The organism is Ancylobacter rudongensis, from assembly GCF_900100155.1.
Classification (GTDB): domain Bacteria; phylum Pseudomonadota; class Alphaproteobacteria; order Rhizobiales; family Xanthobacteraceae; genus Ancylobacter; species Ancylobacter rudongensis.
This window is the reverse complement of the sequence record NZ_FMTP01000001.1, coordinates 372395-388861: the sequence shown is the minus strand read 5'-3', so window position 1 is coordinate 388861 and position 16467 is coordinate 372395. Positions and strand designations below refer to the sequence as shown.

Sequence of the window (16467 nt, the reverse complement as noted above, 5' to 3'; positions counted from 1 at the left end):
GCGTCACTCGGCCGCCAGCGCGGCGGCTCCCGCCGGGTTGTAGTTGAGCACCGGCGCGAGCCAGCGCTCGGCCTCGGCCACGCTCATGCCCTTGCGCGCGGCATAGTCCTCGACCTGGTCGCGCTCGATGCGGCCGACGCCGAAATAGGACGCCTCGGGATGGGCGAAATACAGCCCCGACACCGCCGCGCCCGGCCACATGGCGAAGCTCTCGGTCAACTCGACTCCGATCTTAGCCGTGGCGTCGAGCAGCTTGAAAAGAATCGCCTTTTCCGTGTGGTCTGGCTGCGCCGGATAGCCCGGCGCCGGGCGGATGCCACGATAGGCTTCCTGAATCAGATTCTCATTCTGAAGTTCTTCATCCGGCGCATAAGCCCAGAATTCCTTGCGTACGCGCTGGTGCATGCGTTCTGCGAACGCTTCGGCAAGACGGTCGGCCAAGGCCTTGAGAAGAATCGCGGAATAGTCGTCATGCGCGGCCTTGAACGCCTCCGCCCGCTCGGGCTCGCCAAAGCCGGTGGAGACGCAGAAGCCGCCGATGTAATCGGGCACGCCGGTCGAGGTCGGGGCGATGAAATCGGCCAGCGCCAGATTGGTGCGCCCCTCGCGCTTGGCCATCTGCTGGCGCAGCGTGTGCAGCGTGGCGAGTTCGCGCGCCCGGCTGTCATCCTCGAACAGCAAGATGTCGTCGCCCACCGCGCCGGCCGGCCAGAAGCCGACCACCGCGCGGGCGGTCAGCCATTTTTCCGAGACGATCTTGTCCAGCATCTTGCGGGCGTCGTCATAGAGCGCGCGGGCGGCGATGCCGACCTTCGCGTCATCGAGGATCGCCGGGTACTGGCCGGTGAGTTCCCAGGACTGGAAGAACGGCGTCCAGTCGATATAGGGCACCAGTTCGCCAAGGTCGTACTCGTCGAACACGCGGGTGCCGAGGAAGGTCGGCACCGGCGCGGTATAGCTGGCGAAGTCCAGCGCCAGCCGGTTGGCGCGCGCATCCGCCAGCTTCACCCGCACCTTGTTGCGGTCGGACTTGGCGTGGGCGTCGGCGACCTTGGCGTATTCGGCGCGCAGGCTGGCGACATAGTCGGCGTTGGTGGTGTCGTTGAGCAGGTTGGAAACCACACCCACCGCGCGGCTGGCATCGGTGACATAGACCGCCTGCCCGCGCACATATTGCGGGGCGATCTTCACCGCCGTATGGACGCGCGAGGTCGTCGCCCCGCCGATCAGCAGCGGCACGGTGAAACCTTCGCGCTCCATCTCGGCGGCGACATGCACCATCTCGTCCAGCGAGGGGGTGATGAGGCCGGACAGGCCGATCACGTCGACCTTGTGTTCGCGCGCCGCCTCCAGGATCTTCGCCGCCGGCACCATGACGCCGAGGTCGATCACCTCGTAATTATTGCACTGGAGCACGACGCCGACGATGTTCTTGCCGATGTCGTGCACGTCGCCCTTCACGGTCGCCATCAGCACCTTGCCGGCGGAGGAATCCTCGGTCGAGCCGGTATCCAGCTTCTCCTGCTCCATGAAGGGCATGAGATAGGCGACCGCCTGCTTCATCACCCGGGCCGACTTCACCACCTGCGGCAGGAACATCTTGCCGGCACCGAACAGGTCGCCGACGACGTTCATGCCGGCCATCAGCGGCCCCTCGATGACGTGCAGCGGCCGGGCGACGGCAAGGCGCGCCTCCTCCGTGTCCACCTCGACGAATTCGGTGATACCGTTGATCAGCGCATGGGCGATGCGCTTCTCCACCGGCCAGGTGCGCCAGGTGAGGTCGGCTTCCTTCTTCTCGCGCCCGCCGCCCTTGAAGCGCTCGGCCAGCGCCAGCAGCCGCTCGGTGGCGTCGTCGCGGCGGTTGAGCACCACGTCCTCGCAGGCGTCGCGCAGTTCCGGCTCGATCTCGGAATAGGGCGCGAGCTGGCCGGCATTGACGATGCCCATGTCCATGCCCGCCGAGATGGCGTGGTACAGGAACACGGCGTGCATCGCCTCGCGCACCTGCTCATTGCCGCGGAACGAGAAGCTGAGGTTCGACACGCCGCCGGAAATATGGGCGTGCGGCAGCTGCTGGCGGATGGCGCGGACCGCCTCGATAAAGGCGACGCCATAGCCGGCATGTTCCTCGATGCCGGTCGCCACCGCGAAGATGTTGGGGTCGAAGATGATGTCCTCGGGCGGAAAACCGACCTCGTCGACGAGGATGCGGTAGGCGCGCGAGCAGATTTCCACCTTGCGCTCAAACGTGTCGGCCTGGCCCTGCTCGTCGAAGGCCATCACCACCACGGCGGCGCCATAGGCGCGCACAAGGCGGGCATGGTGGCGGAACGCCTCCTCGCCTTCCTTCATCGAGATCGAATTGACGATGCCCTTGCCCTGAATGCACTTCAGACCGGCCTCGATGACGCTCCATTTGGAACTGTCGACCATCACCGGCACGCGGGCGATGTCCGGCTCGGCGGCGAGCAGGTTGAGGAACGTCACCATCGCCTTCTCGGAATCGAGCAGGCCCTCATCCATGTTGATGTCGATGACCTGGGCGCCGTTCTCCACCTGGTCGCGCGCCACCGCCAGCGCGGCGGTGTAATCGCCATTGGTGATCAGCTTGCGGAAGCGGGCCGAGCCGGTGACATTGGTACGCTCGCCGACATTGACGAAGGGAATGATCGGGGTGAGCTCGAACGGCTCCAGCCCCGACAGCCGCAGCATCGGCTCGATCTCGGGGATGACGCGCGGCGCGTGCGGGGCCACCGCCTCGGCAATGGCGCGGATATGGTCCGGCGTGGTGCCGCAGCAGCCGCCGACGATGTTGACGAGGCCCGAGGCGGCGAACTCGCCGACCAGCTTGGCCATCGCCGCCGGGCTCTCGTCATAGAGGCCGAACTCGTTCGGCAGGCCGGCATTGGGATAAGCGCAGACCAGCGTATCGGCGAGGCGCGACAGCTCGTCGATATGGGCGCGCATCTCCTTGGCGCCGAGCGCGCAGTTGAGCCCGATGGAGAAGGGCTGGGCATGGCGCAGCGAGTTCCAGAAGGCCGCCGGGGTCTGGCCGGAGAGGGTGCGGCCGGAGAGGTCAGTGATGGTGCCGGAGATCATAACCGGCACGCGGATGCCGCGTTCCTGGAACAGCCGCTCGATGGCGAACACCGCCGCCTTGGCGTTCAGCGTGTCGAAAATGGTCTCGATCAGCAGCAGGTCCGCCCCGCCATCCAGCAGCGACGCCGCCTGTTCGCCATAGGCGGTGGCCAGCTCGTCGAAGGAGGTGGCGCGGAAACCGGGATCGTTCACATCCGGCGAGATCGAGGCGGTGCGGTTGGTCGGCCCGATGGCGCCGGCGACGAAGCGGCGGCGGCCGTCCTGCTCCTGCGCCAGGCGCGCGGCCTCCTTGGCGAGGCGGGCGCCTTCGAAATTGATCTCATGCACCAGACTCTCCATGCCGTAATCGGCCATGGCGATGGTGGTGCCGGAAAAGGTGTTGGTCTCGACGATATCCGCCCCGGCCATGAAATAGGCGAGGTGAATGTCGCGCACCGCCTCGGGGGCGGTGAGGTTGAGCAGGTCGTTATTGCCCTTCACGTCCTGCGGCCAGTCGGTGAACCGCTCGCCGCGATAGCCGGCCTCGTCCAGCTTCAGCTGCTGGATCATCGTGCCCATGGCGCCGTCGAGCACGAGGATGCGCTCGCGCGCTGCCTCATGCAGGGCGTCGAGGGTGTCGGCGGGCAAGGTCGGGGCGTTGGCCATGACAGAGCACTTTCTACTCCCTCTCCCCGTCGGGGAGAGGGGTGGGGTGAGGGGCAGCAGCGCGAACCCATCGGTCCGGCGCCATCACCCCGTCGCGTTACAGGTCAGTGACCTTTTTCGAGCTTGTCGAGACGCTTCTCGATGGCCTCGATGCGGTCGTCAAACTCGGCGGAGGCATAACGGCCGAGCACGGATTCACCATGCATGGCCTGCTTGAGGCTTTCGATCTTCTTATTGACAGTCTCGAAGCCCGCACGGGTCTCTTTGCGGCTTTCCGCGACTTCCGTTTTTGTATTCGCAATCTCCGCGCGGATCTCGCGCAGTAGCGTCAGGATGAAGGTGTCCGGCTCGCTCATCGACCGTCTCCGTGGGATGCCCCTACTATAGGGCATCCCACCGCGAATTTCTCACGCCGCCGCCTGTCCCTTGCCGTCGCCCGCTCCCGTCTCCTGCGGCGGGCGTATGCCGAGCAGGTGGCAGATGGCGTAGACGAGATCGGCGCGGTTGAGCGTGTAGAAGTGGAACTCGGTGACGCCGCGATCCACCAGGTCGAACACCTGCTCGGCCGCCACCGCGGCGGCGATCAGCTTGCGGGTCTCGGGGTCGTTGTCCAGGCCCTCGAAGCGGGCGGCCAGCCACTCCGGCATATAGGTGCCGGTCTTCTCCGAGAAGTTCTTCGCCTGCTTGAAGTTCGAGACCGGCAGGATGCCCGGCACGATCGGCACGTCGATGCCGCGCGCCCGCGCCTTGTCGAGAAAGGCGAAATACAGGTCGTTGTCGAAGAAACACTGGGTGATGGCGCGCGTCGCCCCGGCATCCACCTTGGCGGCGAGAATGTCGAGATCGGTGTCGAAGCTCGGGCTTTCCGGGTGCTTCTCGGGATAGGCCGAGACCGACACCTCGAAATTAGCGCTGCGGCGGATGCCCGCCACCAGATCGGCCGTGGTGCGGTAGCCCTCGCCATGCGGCTCATAGGTCTGGCCGACGCCGCCCGGCGGGTCGCCGCGCAGGGCGACGATGTGCCGGACCCCGGCGTCCCAATAGCCGCGCACCACCTCGTCGACCTCGCCTTTGGTGGCGGAAACGCAGGTGAGATGCGCCGCCGGCGCCAGCCGCGTCTCCTTGACGATGCGCTCCACCGTGGTGTGGGTGCGCTCGCGGGTGGAGCCGCCGGCGCCATAGGTCACCGAGACGAATTTCGGTGCCAGCGGCGCCAGACGGGTGATGGAGTTCCACAGCGTGGCCTCCATCTCAGGCGTCTTCGGCGGAAAGAACTCGAACGAAACCGAAATGGGCCGCCCGCCAGCGCGGCGGCTGCGGCGCTCGACATCCGACGACATCAGGCGACCTCCTGCTTTTGTGGGGCATCGGCCAGCGCGACACGCGGGTCGCGGGCCAGCCAGAGCGAAACGGTGAGCCGGCCCTCCCCGGACTTTCCCGGGTCCTTGGGGGCGAGCAGGCGATGGGACTGTGGCACGAGGCCGGCCTGGGCGAGCCAGCTTTCCATGATTTCGGGCGCGAAGCCGAGCCGGCGATGGGCGTGCTGCTCGCGCAGGAATTCGAGGTCATGCGGGTCGAAATCGACCACCAGCATCCGCCCGCCGGGGCGCAGCACCCGCGACGCCTCCTTGATGGCGCGCGGGCCGTCCTCCAGGAAGTGCAGCACCTGGTGGACGATGACCACGTCGAAGGAATCGCGCGGCAAAGCGAGATTGTAGATGTCGCCCTGCCGCACAGTGGCATTGCGCACCCCGGCGCGGTCGAGATTGGCCCGCGCCACCGCCAGCATCTCGGCGGAGAGGTCGATGCCGACGCCGCGTTCCATCTCGCCGGCGAACAGCTCCAGAATACGGCCGGTGCCAGTGCCGAGATCGAGCAGGCTGCCGATGCGGCCGCCGGACAAGGCGGCATGGATCGCCGCTTCCACCTGTTCCTCCGGCGCGTGCAGCCGGCGGATGGCGTCCCATTCATGGGCATGGGCGCGGAAATAGGCCTGGGCATGGGCGGCGCGGGCGGCGCGCACCGCCTCCAGCCGCTCGCGGTCCCGCAGCAGGATGGGGTCGTCGGGCGCCATCAGCGCCAGCAGCGCGTCGGTCAGCGCGCCGCCGGGGGTCTCGACGGCGCGGCGATAGAACACCCAGCTGGCCTCGCGAAAACGCTCGACCAGCCCGGCCTCCGCCAGCAGCTTGAGATGGCGCGAGATTCGCGGCTGCGACTGGCCCAGAATCTCGGTAAGCTCGGACACGGTCAGCTCGCCCTCGCCGATCAGCGCCAGCAGGCGCAGGCGCGTGTCCTCCCCGGCCGCCTTGAGGCCGTCGAGAAGCAGGGGAAAGCTGAGCGGGGAGACGGTCACGAGACCTCCGAGAGAGATATAAAGATATGTTTATGTCTTATTTTCCCCAGATGCAAGAGGTTGCCGCGTTCCATGCACGGGGTTGATGGGGACGGCGGTCCTGCGCCCGCTGCGGGTGCAGGCGAGGAAACCGCTGCGGGCGGTGATTTCGGCGTCCGGCCGGGCGAGGTGACGGTCGACTTGCCGGCGGCGCCCGATGCCGGGCTGTACTTCATCGGCCGCATCCGCACGCCATGGACTCACCGCTCGGACTGCCCGAAGAACGCCCATGAGGCTCACGCCGCGCAGGCGGTCTGCACGGTCGAGATCGACCCCGCCTTCCAGCCGGCGCTGGCGGGACTTGAAGGCACAACCCATCTCTGGCTGCTTTATTTCATGGACAAGGCGCCGCGAAACCTCGTGGTGCAGACACCCCGCCGCTACGGCAAGGGGCGCGGCACTTTCGCGCTGCGCAGCCCGGCGCGGCCCAACCCCATTGCCATGAGCGCGGTGCGGCTTCTTGGCATCGAGGACGGGCGGCTGACGGTGATCGGCGTCGACTGCCTCGACGGCACGCCGCTGCTCGACATCAAGCCCTATTTCGCTTCCACCGACTGCCATCCCGAGGCCATCGTCGGCTGGCACCGCGACCGGGAGGAAGCGCCGTCCACCGCCGATTGAGGTGTGGCCCGGCTGCATCAGCCCCGCGCCTTGCGCATGGCAGGCCGGAACGCTCTATTTCGTGAGGGCTTATGGTCTTGAACCTGCCTTGATCCTGCGTCATTCCCCTCGGCAGAAACAATTGGCGCAGTCCCGCGCCTTCCAGATTCGTTTTAAGGCTTGATGATGCTCGTTCGCCTCGGTTTCGTTCCCGCTGTCGCCTTCTCGGTACTGGCATCGGTCGGCACCGCCGCAGCCCAGTATTATCCCGTCGAGGGCCAGGACCCGGCCGCGCAGGGCGGCTCGGCCTATGACGCGGCGGGAAGCCGCGCGATCGAGAATGTCGAGGTGCCGGCGGCCTATGACCCCTATGGGGCCCCGGCCAATGGCGCGCCGGCCCAGACCTACCAGCAGCCGCAGGGTGCCTATGGCCAGCCGCAGGCCGCCTATGGCGCGCCCCCGCCCGGCGTGCGCGACCCCTATGCGGCGCCGGCCCCGGGCGTGCCCGCGGTCGCCAACGCCCCCTATGCCGACCCCTCGCGTCAGCCCACCGGCTACCCCCCGGGCGCCTATTCCGGCCAGCCGCCCGCCGGCATGGCCTCGCCTTATGGCAGCCAGGCCGCCGCGCCGCAGCCGGCGCAGCAGCCCAGCTCTTCCCAGCCGAACTACGGCCAGCCCGCCGCCTATGGCCAGCCGCCCGCCCCCGTGCAGGGCAGCGGCGCCAACACCTATGGCGCCAACGGCTCCAGCGTCGCGATGCTGCCGCCCGAGGACCAGCCGGAGGAAGGCCCGCCCAAGGAGCTTCCGCCCCATCTCAAGCATCAGGTGGTCGACTATGTGACGAAGGAAGCCCCGGGCACCATCGTCATCGATACGCCGAACACCTACCTCTATTACGTGCTGCCCGGCGGCAAGGCCGAGCGCTACGGGATCGGCGTCGGCCGCGAAGGCTTCACCTGGGCCGGCTCGGAAAAGATCAGCCGCAAGGCGGAATGGCCGGATTGGCGTCCGCCGGCGGAAATGATCGAGCGCCAGCCCTACCTGCCGCGCTTCATGGCCGGCGGCCCGGGCAACCCGATGGGCGCGCGCGCGCTCTATCTCGGCGGCACCATCTACCGCATCCATGGCACCAACCAGCCCTCCACCATCGGCCAGTTCATGTCGTCGGGCTGCATCCGCATGCTCAACGAGGATGTGGAATCCCTGTTCGACAAGGTGAAGGTCGGCACCAAGGTCGTGGTGCTGCCGGGCAACCCGCCCGCCACCGCTGGCGCCGACGGCATGCCGCCCACCGCCGCCATGCCGGCCGCCGATACCGGCTTCGCCGTCCGCTGACCGGACCCGCCGGCCGTGCCCGGCGTGAGACACCCGAAAGGCCGGATCGCCCCGCGATCCGGCCTTTCGCGTTCAGGCGGTCCACAGGCGCTGCGCCGGCACGCGCAGCTCGACCTTGCTGCCGCTGCTGAGCGTGCCGGCCCGCTCGACCCAGGCGACCAGCCCGCGCAGACCTTTGGCTACCTTGGCGAAGCCGAGTTCGGCGCCGCCCTGCCCGGTCTGCGCGGCGATCGCCGCCCCCGCATGGCGGCAGGGCGCGTTCTCCCCTTCCACCACCAGCGCAGCCCCGCCCTCGAAATGCAGCCTTGTGCCCGGCGGCAGGCCGGTGAGGCGCGGCACGCCCTCGATCACAAGATTGGCGCCGATCCACTCCGGCGCGATCTGCGTCAGGCCAAGACGGCGGGCGATCTCGGCCAGCTCGTCCGTGGCGACGAGCGAAATCTGCCGCGTGTTGCGCAGCGGCGTGCCGCGCGGGTACCACGGCACGCGCGAATCCGCGGCACGGCTGAACCCGGCATGGCGATCGCCCAGGATGCCTTCCAGCGTGACGACGAGTTGCTCCGCCGCGTGGGTGGCAAAGCCCGGCCCGTCGGCGAGCAGCGTCTGCGCCAAGTACCCGGTCAGGCGACGGCCCGGCACCGCCGCCGGCGCGCCGAACAGGTCGAGCGGGGGGTGATCGGGGCGAGTGCGGGGCGCGCGCGTCATCGCGGCGTCCGGTCGGGGTTCGACATCGGGTTATTCCATGACTACAGCTCGGCGCCCCCTGTCTATACGATAGGGCGCTCGTTCAGGACGAGTCGCTGGAACTCCGGAGGCGGGACGTCGTTACCGCGCTGCCGGCGTGGCGGGCAAGAATGAGGATCAACCACATGGCTTCGCAAACGGGCTCCCTCTCGCCGACACCGGGCGGCATGGTCGCCGGTCATCTTTCCGAACTGCGCGCCAAATGGGGGTGGTTCGTCGCCCTCGGGCTGCTGATGGTCATGGCCGGCGCCATCGCGCTCGGCAATCTCGTGCTCAGCACCGTGGTGTCGGTGCTCTATATCGGCGTGATGATGGCCATCTCCGGCGGCGCCCAGATCATCCATGCCTTCCAGGTCAAGACCTGGGGCGCCTTCGCCTTCTGGCTGCTCGACGGCGTGCTGTTTCTCGCCGCCGGCCTCGTCTGCATCTTCGTGCCGATGGTGGCGGCCGAGTTCCTCACCCTGTTCCTCGGCGTGTCGCTGATCATCGGCGGCGTCTTTCGCCTGGTTGCCGCCTTCCAGCTGCGCCCGGCCGATGGCTGGGGCTGGATCGCCTTCTCCGCCGCCATCGCCGTCCTGCTCGGCATCGAGATCATCGCCGGCTGGCCGGTCAGCGGCCTGTGGGTGCTCGGCCTGCTGCTCGGCATCGACCTGGTGTTCAACGGCATCGCCGTGCTGTTCCTCGGCTTCGGCCTGAAGAAATAGCCGCTTGCCGGTGCCTGCGCCCCACGCCGCGACGGCGGACACTCCCGTGGAGCCGGCCGAAAGGCCGGCCCCACCCGCCGCCTCCGGGCGCGATCTGCGGCTCGACCTGTTCCGCGGGTTGGCGCTGTGGTTCATCTTCCTGAACCATGTGCCCAACAATGTCGGCAACTGGATCACCAACCGCAATTTCGGCTTTTCCGACGCCACCGAGATCTTCGTCTTCATCTCCGGCTACACCGCCGCCATGGTCTATGGCCGCCAGCTCGATTCCAGCGGCGTGCTCGTCACCTCGGCCCGCATCCTGCGCCGGGCCTGGCAGCTCTATGTCGCCTTCATCTTCCTGTTCGTTATCTATCTCGCCGAGATTTCCTATGTCGTCGGCAGCTTCGAGAACCCGCTCTATGCCGAGGAGATGGGGGCGCTGCAGTTCCTCGCCGAGCCCGACGTGGCGCTGGTGCAGGCGCTGCTGCTGAAGTTCCGCCCGGCCAATATGGACGTGCTGCCGCTCTACATCGTGCTGCTGGCGACCTTTCCGCCGATCCTGTGGGCGCTGAAGCGCTGGGCCGATGCGACGCTCGGCGCCTCCTTCCTGCTGTGGCTGGCGGTGCAGTTCCTCGGCTTCAACCTGCCGGGCTATCCCGACGACCGGATGTGGTTCTTCAATCCCTTCGCCTGGCAGCTGATGTTCGTGTTCGGCGGCTGGTGCGGGCTGGGCGGCAGCGACCGGCTGGCCGGGCTGGTGCATTCGCGGGTGGTGCTGGCCCTGTCCGTGCTCTATCTCGCGCTCTCGCTGGCGGTGGTGACGAGCTGGTACTGGCCGCCGATGGAAGGCTTCGTACCGCCGGCAATCGGCGACATCATCTATCCCATCAGCAAGACCGACCTTTCCGTGCTGCGCTTCCTGCACTTTCTGGCGCTGGCGGTGGTGATCGTCAGGCTGATACCGGTGCATGCCGCCTTTCTGCGCTGGGAGATACTGAAACCGCTCATCATGTGCGGCCAGCACTCACTTGAAGTGTTCTGTTTCGGCGTCTTCCTTTCTTTTGCCGCACATTTCGTGCTGAACGAGGTCTCCGGCACGGTGCTCATGCAGTTGACGATGAGCGTGTCCGGCATCGCCTTAATGGTAGGTCTCTCGGCATTGCTGTCGTGGTATGCTCGCGCCGAGCGCGACAGGGCTGCGCGCAAGAGGGCTGGCTAGCGCGGTTCAACGTGAAACGCTGGATTTTGGGTAGTGTCTTCGCAAGCGTCCTTGCCTTGGGCGGCGCCTCCGGCGTCGCGGCCGAGACGGGCAAGGTGTGCGCGGCGCCCTCCGCCCTCACCCGGGCGGGCTTTCCGCTGCCGCGGCTAGCGCGTTCGCTGGAAAAGAAGGAGCCGACCACCATCCTGGTGGTGAACAGCGCCACCACGCCCAAGCGGCCCGCCATGGCCGGCACCGAGGGCGGCAAGACGGTCGCGCTGCGCAGCTTCCCCAGCTATATCGAGGAGAGGCTGCGCGCCCGTTACCCCGAGGGCGGCGTCGTGGTGACGACCCGCAGCCAGCCGCGCGCCACCGCCGAGGCGCTGCTCGACGATCTGCCGGCGATGCTGGCGGAGACGAAGCCGGCGCTGATGATCTGGCAGACCGGCACCTTCGACGCCATTCTGGGCGCCGAGACCTCCATTTTCTCCGACTCGGTCGATACCGGCATCGGCTATGCCCACGATGCCGGCGCCGATGTCATTCTGGTCAGCCCGCAATACAGCCCGCGCACCGCCTTCGCCTTCGATATCGGCGCCTATACCAACGCCCTGCGCTGGGCCGCCCGCCTCGGCGGAGTGCCGTTCTTCGACCGCTACGCGATCATGCGGTTCTGGGAAGACGAGGGCATTTTCGACTTCGACACCGCCCGCCCCTCCCCCTCGCTGTTCGACGATGTGCACAGCTGCATCGGCCGCCTGCTGGTCGGCATGATCGTCGATGGCGTTGACCTCAGAACGCTCGGTTCCCGCTAGATGCACCTGCGCCTTCTCGCCCCCCTCGCTTTATCCGCCCTCCTCGCCGCCCCCGCGCTGCCGGCGGCCGCGCAGACGGTGATCCCGGCCGGCTGCCCGACCGCGAAGACGCTCGCCAGACTGAACGCGCCGCTCGCCCGCACCGCGGCAAAGCTGCGCGCCGGCGAGAAGGTGGTGATCGTCGCCATCGGCTCCTCCTCCACCGCCGGAGCGGGGGCCAGCGTCCCCGACGCCGCCTATCCCAGCCGGCTGCAGGCGATGCTGCGCGAGCGCTTTCCCGCCGCCGATATCACCGTCGTCAATCGCGGCATCAACGGCCAGGACGCGCCGGAAATGCTGGCGCGCTTCGACACCGATGTCGCGGCGCTGAAGCCGACGCTGGTGATCTGGCAGTCCGGGGTGAACGCCCTGTTCCGCGAGGGCGGCCTCGCCGCCGCCGACGCGCTGCTGCACGAGGCCATCGCCCGGGTGAAGGCGATCGGCGCCGACCTGGTGCTGGTCGACCCGCAATACGCCCCGCGCGTGCTGGCCGACGCCGATAGCGGGCCGATGGTCAACCTGATCGCCAAGGTGGCGGCGGAGGAAGGCGTCGCGGTCTATCCGCGCTTCGCGCTGATGCGCGACTGGCATGAAAGGGCGTCGATGGGCTTCGAATCCTTCCTCTGGAAGGACCAGTTCCACATGAATGACTGGGGCTATAACTGCTTCGCGCGCGATCTCGGCCGCGCCCTCGTCGCCAACATCGAATCGCAGCAGCGCGCCGCCGATGTCGGCGGACCGGCCAAGCCTGTCGCCGCCAGCACGGTAGCGGCACCCGCCGCCAGACCTGCGGCGATGGCGGTGCCGGCGAGCGCGGCGCCCTGAGCGAAGCGGTCAGGCATCGCCCGCAGCGGCCGGCTCAGTCGTCGCCCTTGCCGGAAAACGCCCCGCCGAAGCGCTTCATCACCGCGTCGCGGGCCTTGAGCACGCGGCGCTCATAGTCCTCCGCCATCGGCTCGGTCAGCACGCTTTCCAGCCCGGCGAGCAGCGCCCACAGAGCGGGGATTTCCGCCTCGTCCTCGATGAACTCGGCCATCGCCTCGCCATCGGCATCGTCCACCGTGCGCGAGAGGAACTCGAACAGCACGACGGCGACCGAGCGGTCGATGACAAGCGTGATTTCGTCGTCCGGCGCCTCGGCCATGAAATATCCCCGTGCGAGAATGTCCCCTTCCTATCGTCCCGTCACAGGGCGATGACAAGTCCCCAGGGGAACCTGTCACGCCGCGATGACAAGCCCCGGAGGGGACCTGTCACGCCGCGAGGGCGCGTCCTGTTGGGGAGGCCCGGCTTGCATTCCCCGCCCTGCCGTGCTGACCCTTGCGCCAAACAAGGAGAGGCACGATGGCGGCAACGGACGATCTGAAGACGGTCAGGGATTTCGTGCGCTATGGCGTCAGCCGCTTCAACCAAGCCCGGCTCGCCTTCGGCCATGGCACCAGCGAAGCGCTCGATGAGGCCGCCTTCATGGTGCTGGAAGGGCTGCACCTGCCGGTGGACGACCTCTCGCCCTGGCTCGATGCCCGGCTGACCGCCGAGGAGCGCGCGCGTCTGGCCGACCTGATCGACCGGCGCTGCACCACCCGCCAGCCGGCCGCCTATCTGCTGGGCAAGACCTATATTGGCGGCGTGCCGTTCCGCTCCGACCCGCGTGCGATCGTGCCTCGCTCCTTCATCGGCGAACTGATGGCGGGCGAGCTGTTCACCGGCGGCGATTTCTCGCTGGTGCCGCAGCCGGAGATGGTCGGGCGGGTGCTGGACCTGTGTACGGGCTCGGGCTGCCTCGCCATCCTCGCCGCCATGACCTTCCCCAATGCGCAGGTGGACGGCGTCGACCTTTCGCCCGACGCCCTCGCCCTCGCGGCCGAGAACGTCGCCGAGCATGAGCTGGCCGGGCGCGTGCGGCTTTTGCAGGGCGATCTGTTCGGCCCGCTGGCGGGCGAGGTCTATGACCTCATCATCACCAACCCGCCCTATGTCGATGAAGAGGCGATGGCGGCGCTGCCGGCGGAATACCGCCACGAGCCGAGCCTCGCCTTTGACGGCGGGCCGGACGGGCTCGACATTGTGCGCCGCATCCTCGCCGCCGCCCCGGACCATCTGTCGCCCGGCGGCGGCATGATCTGCGAGATCGGCACCGGCAAGGAGATACTGGAAGCCGAATACGCCCACCTGCCCTTCCTCTGGCTCGACACCGAGGACAGCGAGGGCGAGGTGTTCTGGCTCTCCGCCGTCGATCTCGCGGTCAATGCCGATCTGCGCGTCATCAACCGCATGCCGCGCTGAAGCCGCGTCGTCATCCCGGAACGGCCATCGGCCGTATCCGGGATCGGTCGCCGCGCCTCAGCCGCCCTTCTTCATATGGGCCAGCACGGCGGCGTCCGGCCAGCAATCCACGGCGAGGCCGTTGGCCTTCTGGTAGGCGCCGAGCGCGGCGCGGGTCTTCATGCCGGCCTTGCCGTCGACCTTGTCGGCATAGAAGCCCTCGCGCGTCAGCACCTTCTGCATGAATTCAAGATCGCGCGTCTTCACCAGCGCGATCTGCTCCCAGTCATGGGCGAAGGGCCGGTCGTCCTCGATGCGGTCAGCGAGATGGCCGACATAGAGCACATAGAGATCGGCGAAATTATAGCTCTTGAGCACGAAGTAGTTGGCCGGGGTGAGGAAGGTCGGCCCATAGGGCCCGGCCGGCATGATGATCGAGGCTTCGTCCTTGAGGGCGGAGGGCGGCACGCGGCGCCCGTCGGCGATCTTCACGCCGCGCTTCAGCCATTCGCCGATCGGCAGCTGCACCTCCGGCTCCGCCAGCGTGCAGTCGAAGCCTTGCGGCACGGTGATCTCATAGGCCCAGCGCTTGCCGCTCTGCCAGCCCTTCTCCTTCAAGAGGCTGGCGGTGGCGGCCAGCGCCTCGGGCACATCGCTCCAGATATTGGCGGTGCCGTCGCCATCGAGATCGACGCCATAGGCGAGATAGCCGGTGGGCAGGAACTGGGTCAGCCCCATCGCCCCGGCCCAGGAGCTCTTCATCCCGGCGCGGGTGACATGGCCTTCGTCGAGGATCTTCAGCGCGGCGAGAAACTCGGCGCGGAACTCCTCCTTGCGGCGGCCGACATAGGCCTGCGTCGCCAGCACGCGCAGCGCGTCATGGCTGAGCTTGGCGCCGCCATAGGAGGTCTCGCGCGCCCAGATCGCCAGCAGGATCGGCCCCGGCACGCCGAACTGGCGTTCAAGCGCGGCTAACTGCGTGCGGTACTGCGCCGCCAGCTTCCGCCCGCGCGCGGCATAGGTGGCGATCGCCTTGTCGGAGACATAGGCGGCCGGGGTCTGCACGAATTCCGCCTGCCGGTCCGGCGCCTTCGGCTTGCCGGACAGAGCGAGGTCCGGCAGCGAGAAGTCGGGCTCCAGCCCGGCCGTCTCGCGCTCGAAAGTGGCGCGGGAGATGCCCATGGCCTGCGCCGCCGGCCATTGCGCCGCCAGCCAGCGGTCAAAGCCGGCATCGGCGAAAGCCGGGCCGGCGGGGAGGAGAAGTGAAAGGGCGGCGGCGAGAAGCGACAGGCGGAGCGATCGGATCATCATGCTCCTGAGATAACCCGGATCGCGCCCGGCTGTGAACCGTGGCGGGATGCCGGGCCGGAGTCTGCCGACGGGCGACGATGGACATTGCACGGAAAAAGCGGGTCATGCGGGTTGATACCCCGCGACGGTAGTGTTCTACTTGGAATAGACCATCGCGGTTGAAGGCATCGCAACGAGGTGGGGGGCCTACTGCATTGATGTTCAAGCGTCGTGATCTTCTGATCGCGAGCGCCACTGGCGCTCTTTTCAATCCCATGACCAGTGCTCGGGCCAAATCTTCCGGCGACATTGGAACTCCCGACACCACAACACCTGCCAAACCGGACACGGACGCGTGGAATGACGGACTCGCCCATCCCATTCCCTATACGCCACGCCTTGGCACCGGCAAGGAACGTGGCCTCGTGCTCGGCGGCGGTGGTGCCTATCTCGTCTCTTGGATGGCCGGCTATATCCGCGCGCTGCGTGCGGGAGGGGTCGATCTCGCCACCGCCGACATCGTGGTGGGAACCTCGGCTGGCTCTCTCCTTGGCGCCGTGCTGACCGCGGGGCATCTGGACCAGTTCGGCGACGAAATGGCGTTTCTCGGAAAATACCCGGATCTTTTTGCCGAGTTGATCCCGACCATGGAACCCAATGTCAGCCAGCTTCGCGCCCGGCACATGGCCACCGCCGCCTCAAAGGCCGATCCGGCCACCATCCAGGCGATCGGTCGTGCGGCGCTGGCAGCACGCAATGCCGCCGGTCCGGACAGCTATTACACCGCCGTGAAGAAGCTGATAGGCCAAGAGACGTGGCCCTCGCCCAAGCTCTACACCACGGCCATTGACTGCTACACGGGTGAGCGCCTCATTGTTTCCCACACATCGGGAATCGAGGTGAACCACGCCTGTGCCGCGAGTTCCTCGCTGCCGGGCTCCATGGGACCGACCTGGCTGCAGGACCGCCTGTGCATGGATGGCGGCATCTGCCAGACCAGCACGCATTGCGACGTGGTGGCGGGCGTAAAGAGGGCGCTGGTGATCTCGCTGACCGACGGCAGTTCCGACGCCTCGAAGGTCGGGCTGAGGACCTCCGGCCTGCCCAACACGCTCCAGCAGGAGGTTGCCGACCTCAAGACGCAGGGAACCGACGTGGTTCTGAAGGTGGTCGGGCTGCTGCCGGGCGTCTCCCATGTCGACAGCATCATGAACCCAAAGTGGATTGCGCCCTGCATCGCCAATGGCGAGGAACGCGGGCGGGCCGATGCGGCGGAGATGAAGGCCTTTTGGGGCTAGCGCCTCTCGCGACGAGACAACGAGCTGGAGCTTTTTCGGTGAACCTGGGGTCGTCGGA

15 protein-coding genes are annotated in these 16467 nt (G+C 67.5%); 8 read left to right on the top strand and 7 right to left on the bottom strand.

The annotated features are described in order from the left end of the window. Positions 1-3: 3 nt before the first annotated feature. The 4 genes from metH to BLO63_RS01780 form a co-directional block, all read right to left on the bottom strand. Complete coding sequence (metH, locus tag BLO63_RS01795; RefSeq protein WP_091436232.1) at positions 4-3747, bottom strand: methionine synthase; 3744 nt, start codon at positions 3745-3747, stop codon at positions 4-6. A 104-nt stretch (positions 3748-3851) separates the two neighbouring features. Beyond that, positions 3852-4103 (bottom strand): hypothetical protein, encoded by a 252-nt coding sequence (locus BLO63_RS01790; RefSeq protein ID WP_091436231.1) that lies wholly within the window; start codon positions 4101-4103, stop codon positions 3852-3854. A 51-nt stretch (positions 4104-4154) separates the two neighbouring features. Next, entirely contained in the window at positions 4155-5087 is a 933-nt protein-coding gene (gene metF, locus BLO63_RS01785; protein ID WP_091436229.1) for a methylenetetrahydrofolate reductase [NAD(P)H], read from the bottom strand. Next, complete coding sequence (locus BLO63_RS01780; RefSeq protein WP_091436227.1) at positions 5087-6100, bottom strand: ArsR/SmtB family transcription factor; 1014 nt, start codon at positions 6098-6100, stop codon at positions 5087-5089. Before BLO63_RS01780 ends, metF begins: the two co-directional genes overlap by 1 nt. 72 nt (positions 6101-6172) lie before the next feature. Here BLO63_RS01780 and tsaA point away from each other — a divergent pair, with 72 nt between their 5' ends. Both tsaA and BLO63_RS01770 read left to right on the top strand, forming a co-directional pair. Further along, positions 6173-6760: a tRNA (N6-threonylcarbamoyladenosine(37)-N6)-methyltransferase TrmO gene (gene tsaA, locus BLO63_RS01775; RefSeq protein WP_091436226.1), complete on the top strand. Its 588-nt coding sequence runs from the start codon at positions 6173-6175 to the stop codon at positions 6758-6760. A 162-nt stretch (positions 6761-6922) separates the two neighbouring features. Beyond that, entirely contained in the window at positions 6923-8074 is a 1152-nt protein-coding gene (locus tag BLO63_RS01770) for a L,D-transpeptidase family protein (protein WP_091436224.1), read from the top strand. Between the two features lie 72 nt (positions 8075-8146). On the opposite strand, the gene BLO63_RS01765 is transcribed toward BLO63_RS01770, so the two are convergent. Next, entirely contained in the window at positions 8147-8779 is a 633-nt protein-coding gene (locus tag BLO63_RS01765) for an MOSC domain-containing protein (protein WP_091436222.1), read from the bottom strand. A gap of 164 nt (positions 8780-8943) precedes the next feature. Between BLO63_RS01765 and BLO63_RS01760 the strand changes: the two genes are divergently transcribed. From BLO63_RS01760 to BLO63_RS01745, 4 genes are read left to right on the top strand one after another with little or no spacing between them, the layout of a single operon-like run. Further along, complete coding sequence (locus BLO63_RS01760) at positions 8944-9522, top strand: HdeD family acid-resistance protein (RefSeq protein WP_091436221.1); 579 nt, start codon at positions 8944-8946, stop codon at positions 9520-9522. A gap of 46 nt (positions 9523-9568) precedes the next feature. Then, positions 9569-10723, top strand: a complete 1155-nt coding sequence (locus BLO63_RS01755; protein WP_091436219.1) for an OpgC family protein — start codon at positions 9569-9571, stop codon at positions 10721-10723. Between the two features lie 56 nt (positions 10724-10779). Then, positions 10780-11517: an SGNH/GDSL hydrolase family protein gene (locus BLO63_RS01750; RefSeq protein ID WP_091436217.1), complete on the top strand. Its 738-nt coding sequence runs from the start codon at positions 10780-10782 to the stop codon at positions 11515-11517. Beyond that, positions 11518-12381 (top strand): SGNH/GDSL hydrolase family protein, encoded by an 864-nt coding sequence (locus BLO63_RS01745; RefSeq protein ID WP_091436216.1) that lies wholly within the window; start codon positions 11518-11520, stop codon positions 12379-12381. Positions 12382-12415: 34 nt separating this feature from the next. Here BLO63_RS01745 and BLO63_RS01740 read toward each other — a convergent pair whose 3' ends face one another. Then, entirely contained in the window at positions 12416-12700 is a 285-nt protein-coding gene (locus BLO63_RS01740) for a hypothetical protein (protein WP_091436214.1), read from the bottom strand. Positions 12701-12900: 200 nt separating this feature from the next. On the opposite strand from BLO63_RS01740, the gene prmB reads away from it, so the two are divergent. After that, positions 12901-13842 (top strand): 50S ribosomal protein L3 N(5)-glutamine methyltransferase, encoded by a 942-nt coding sequence (prmB, locus tag BLO63_RS01735; protein WP_091436212.1) that lies wholly within the window; start codon positions 12901-12903, stop codon positions 13840-13842. 57 nt (positions 13843-13899) lie between these two features. Here the strand turns inward: prmB and BLO63_RS01730 are convergent, their stop codons facing one another. Next, positions 13900-15132, bottom strand: coding sequence for a lytic murein transglycosylase (locus BLO63_RS01730; RefSeq protein WP_091436211.1), 1233 nt, complete (start codon positions 15130-15132; stop codon positions 13900-13902). 404 nt (positions 15133-15536) lie between these two features. Between BLO63_RS01730 and BLO63_RS01725 the strand changes: the two genes are divergently transcribed. Then, on the top strand, positions 15537-16409 hold the full coding sequence (locus BLO63_RS01725) for a patatin-like phospholipase family protein (RefSeq protein ID WP_205409240.1): 873 nt from the start codon (positions 15537-15539) through the stop codon (positions 16407-16409). Positions 16410-16467 lie beyond the last annotated feature (58 nt).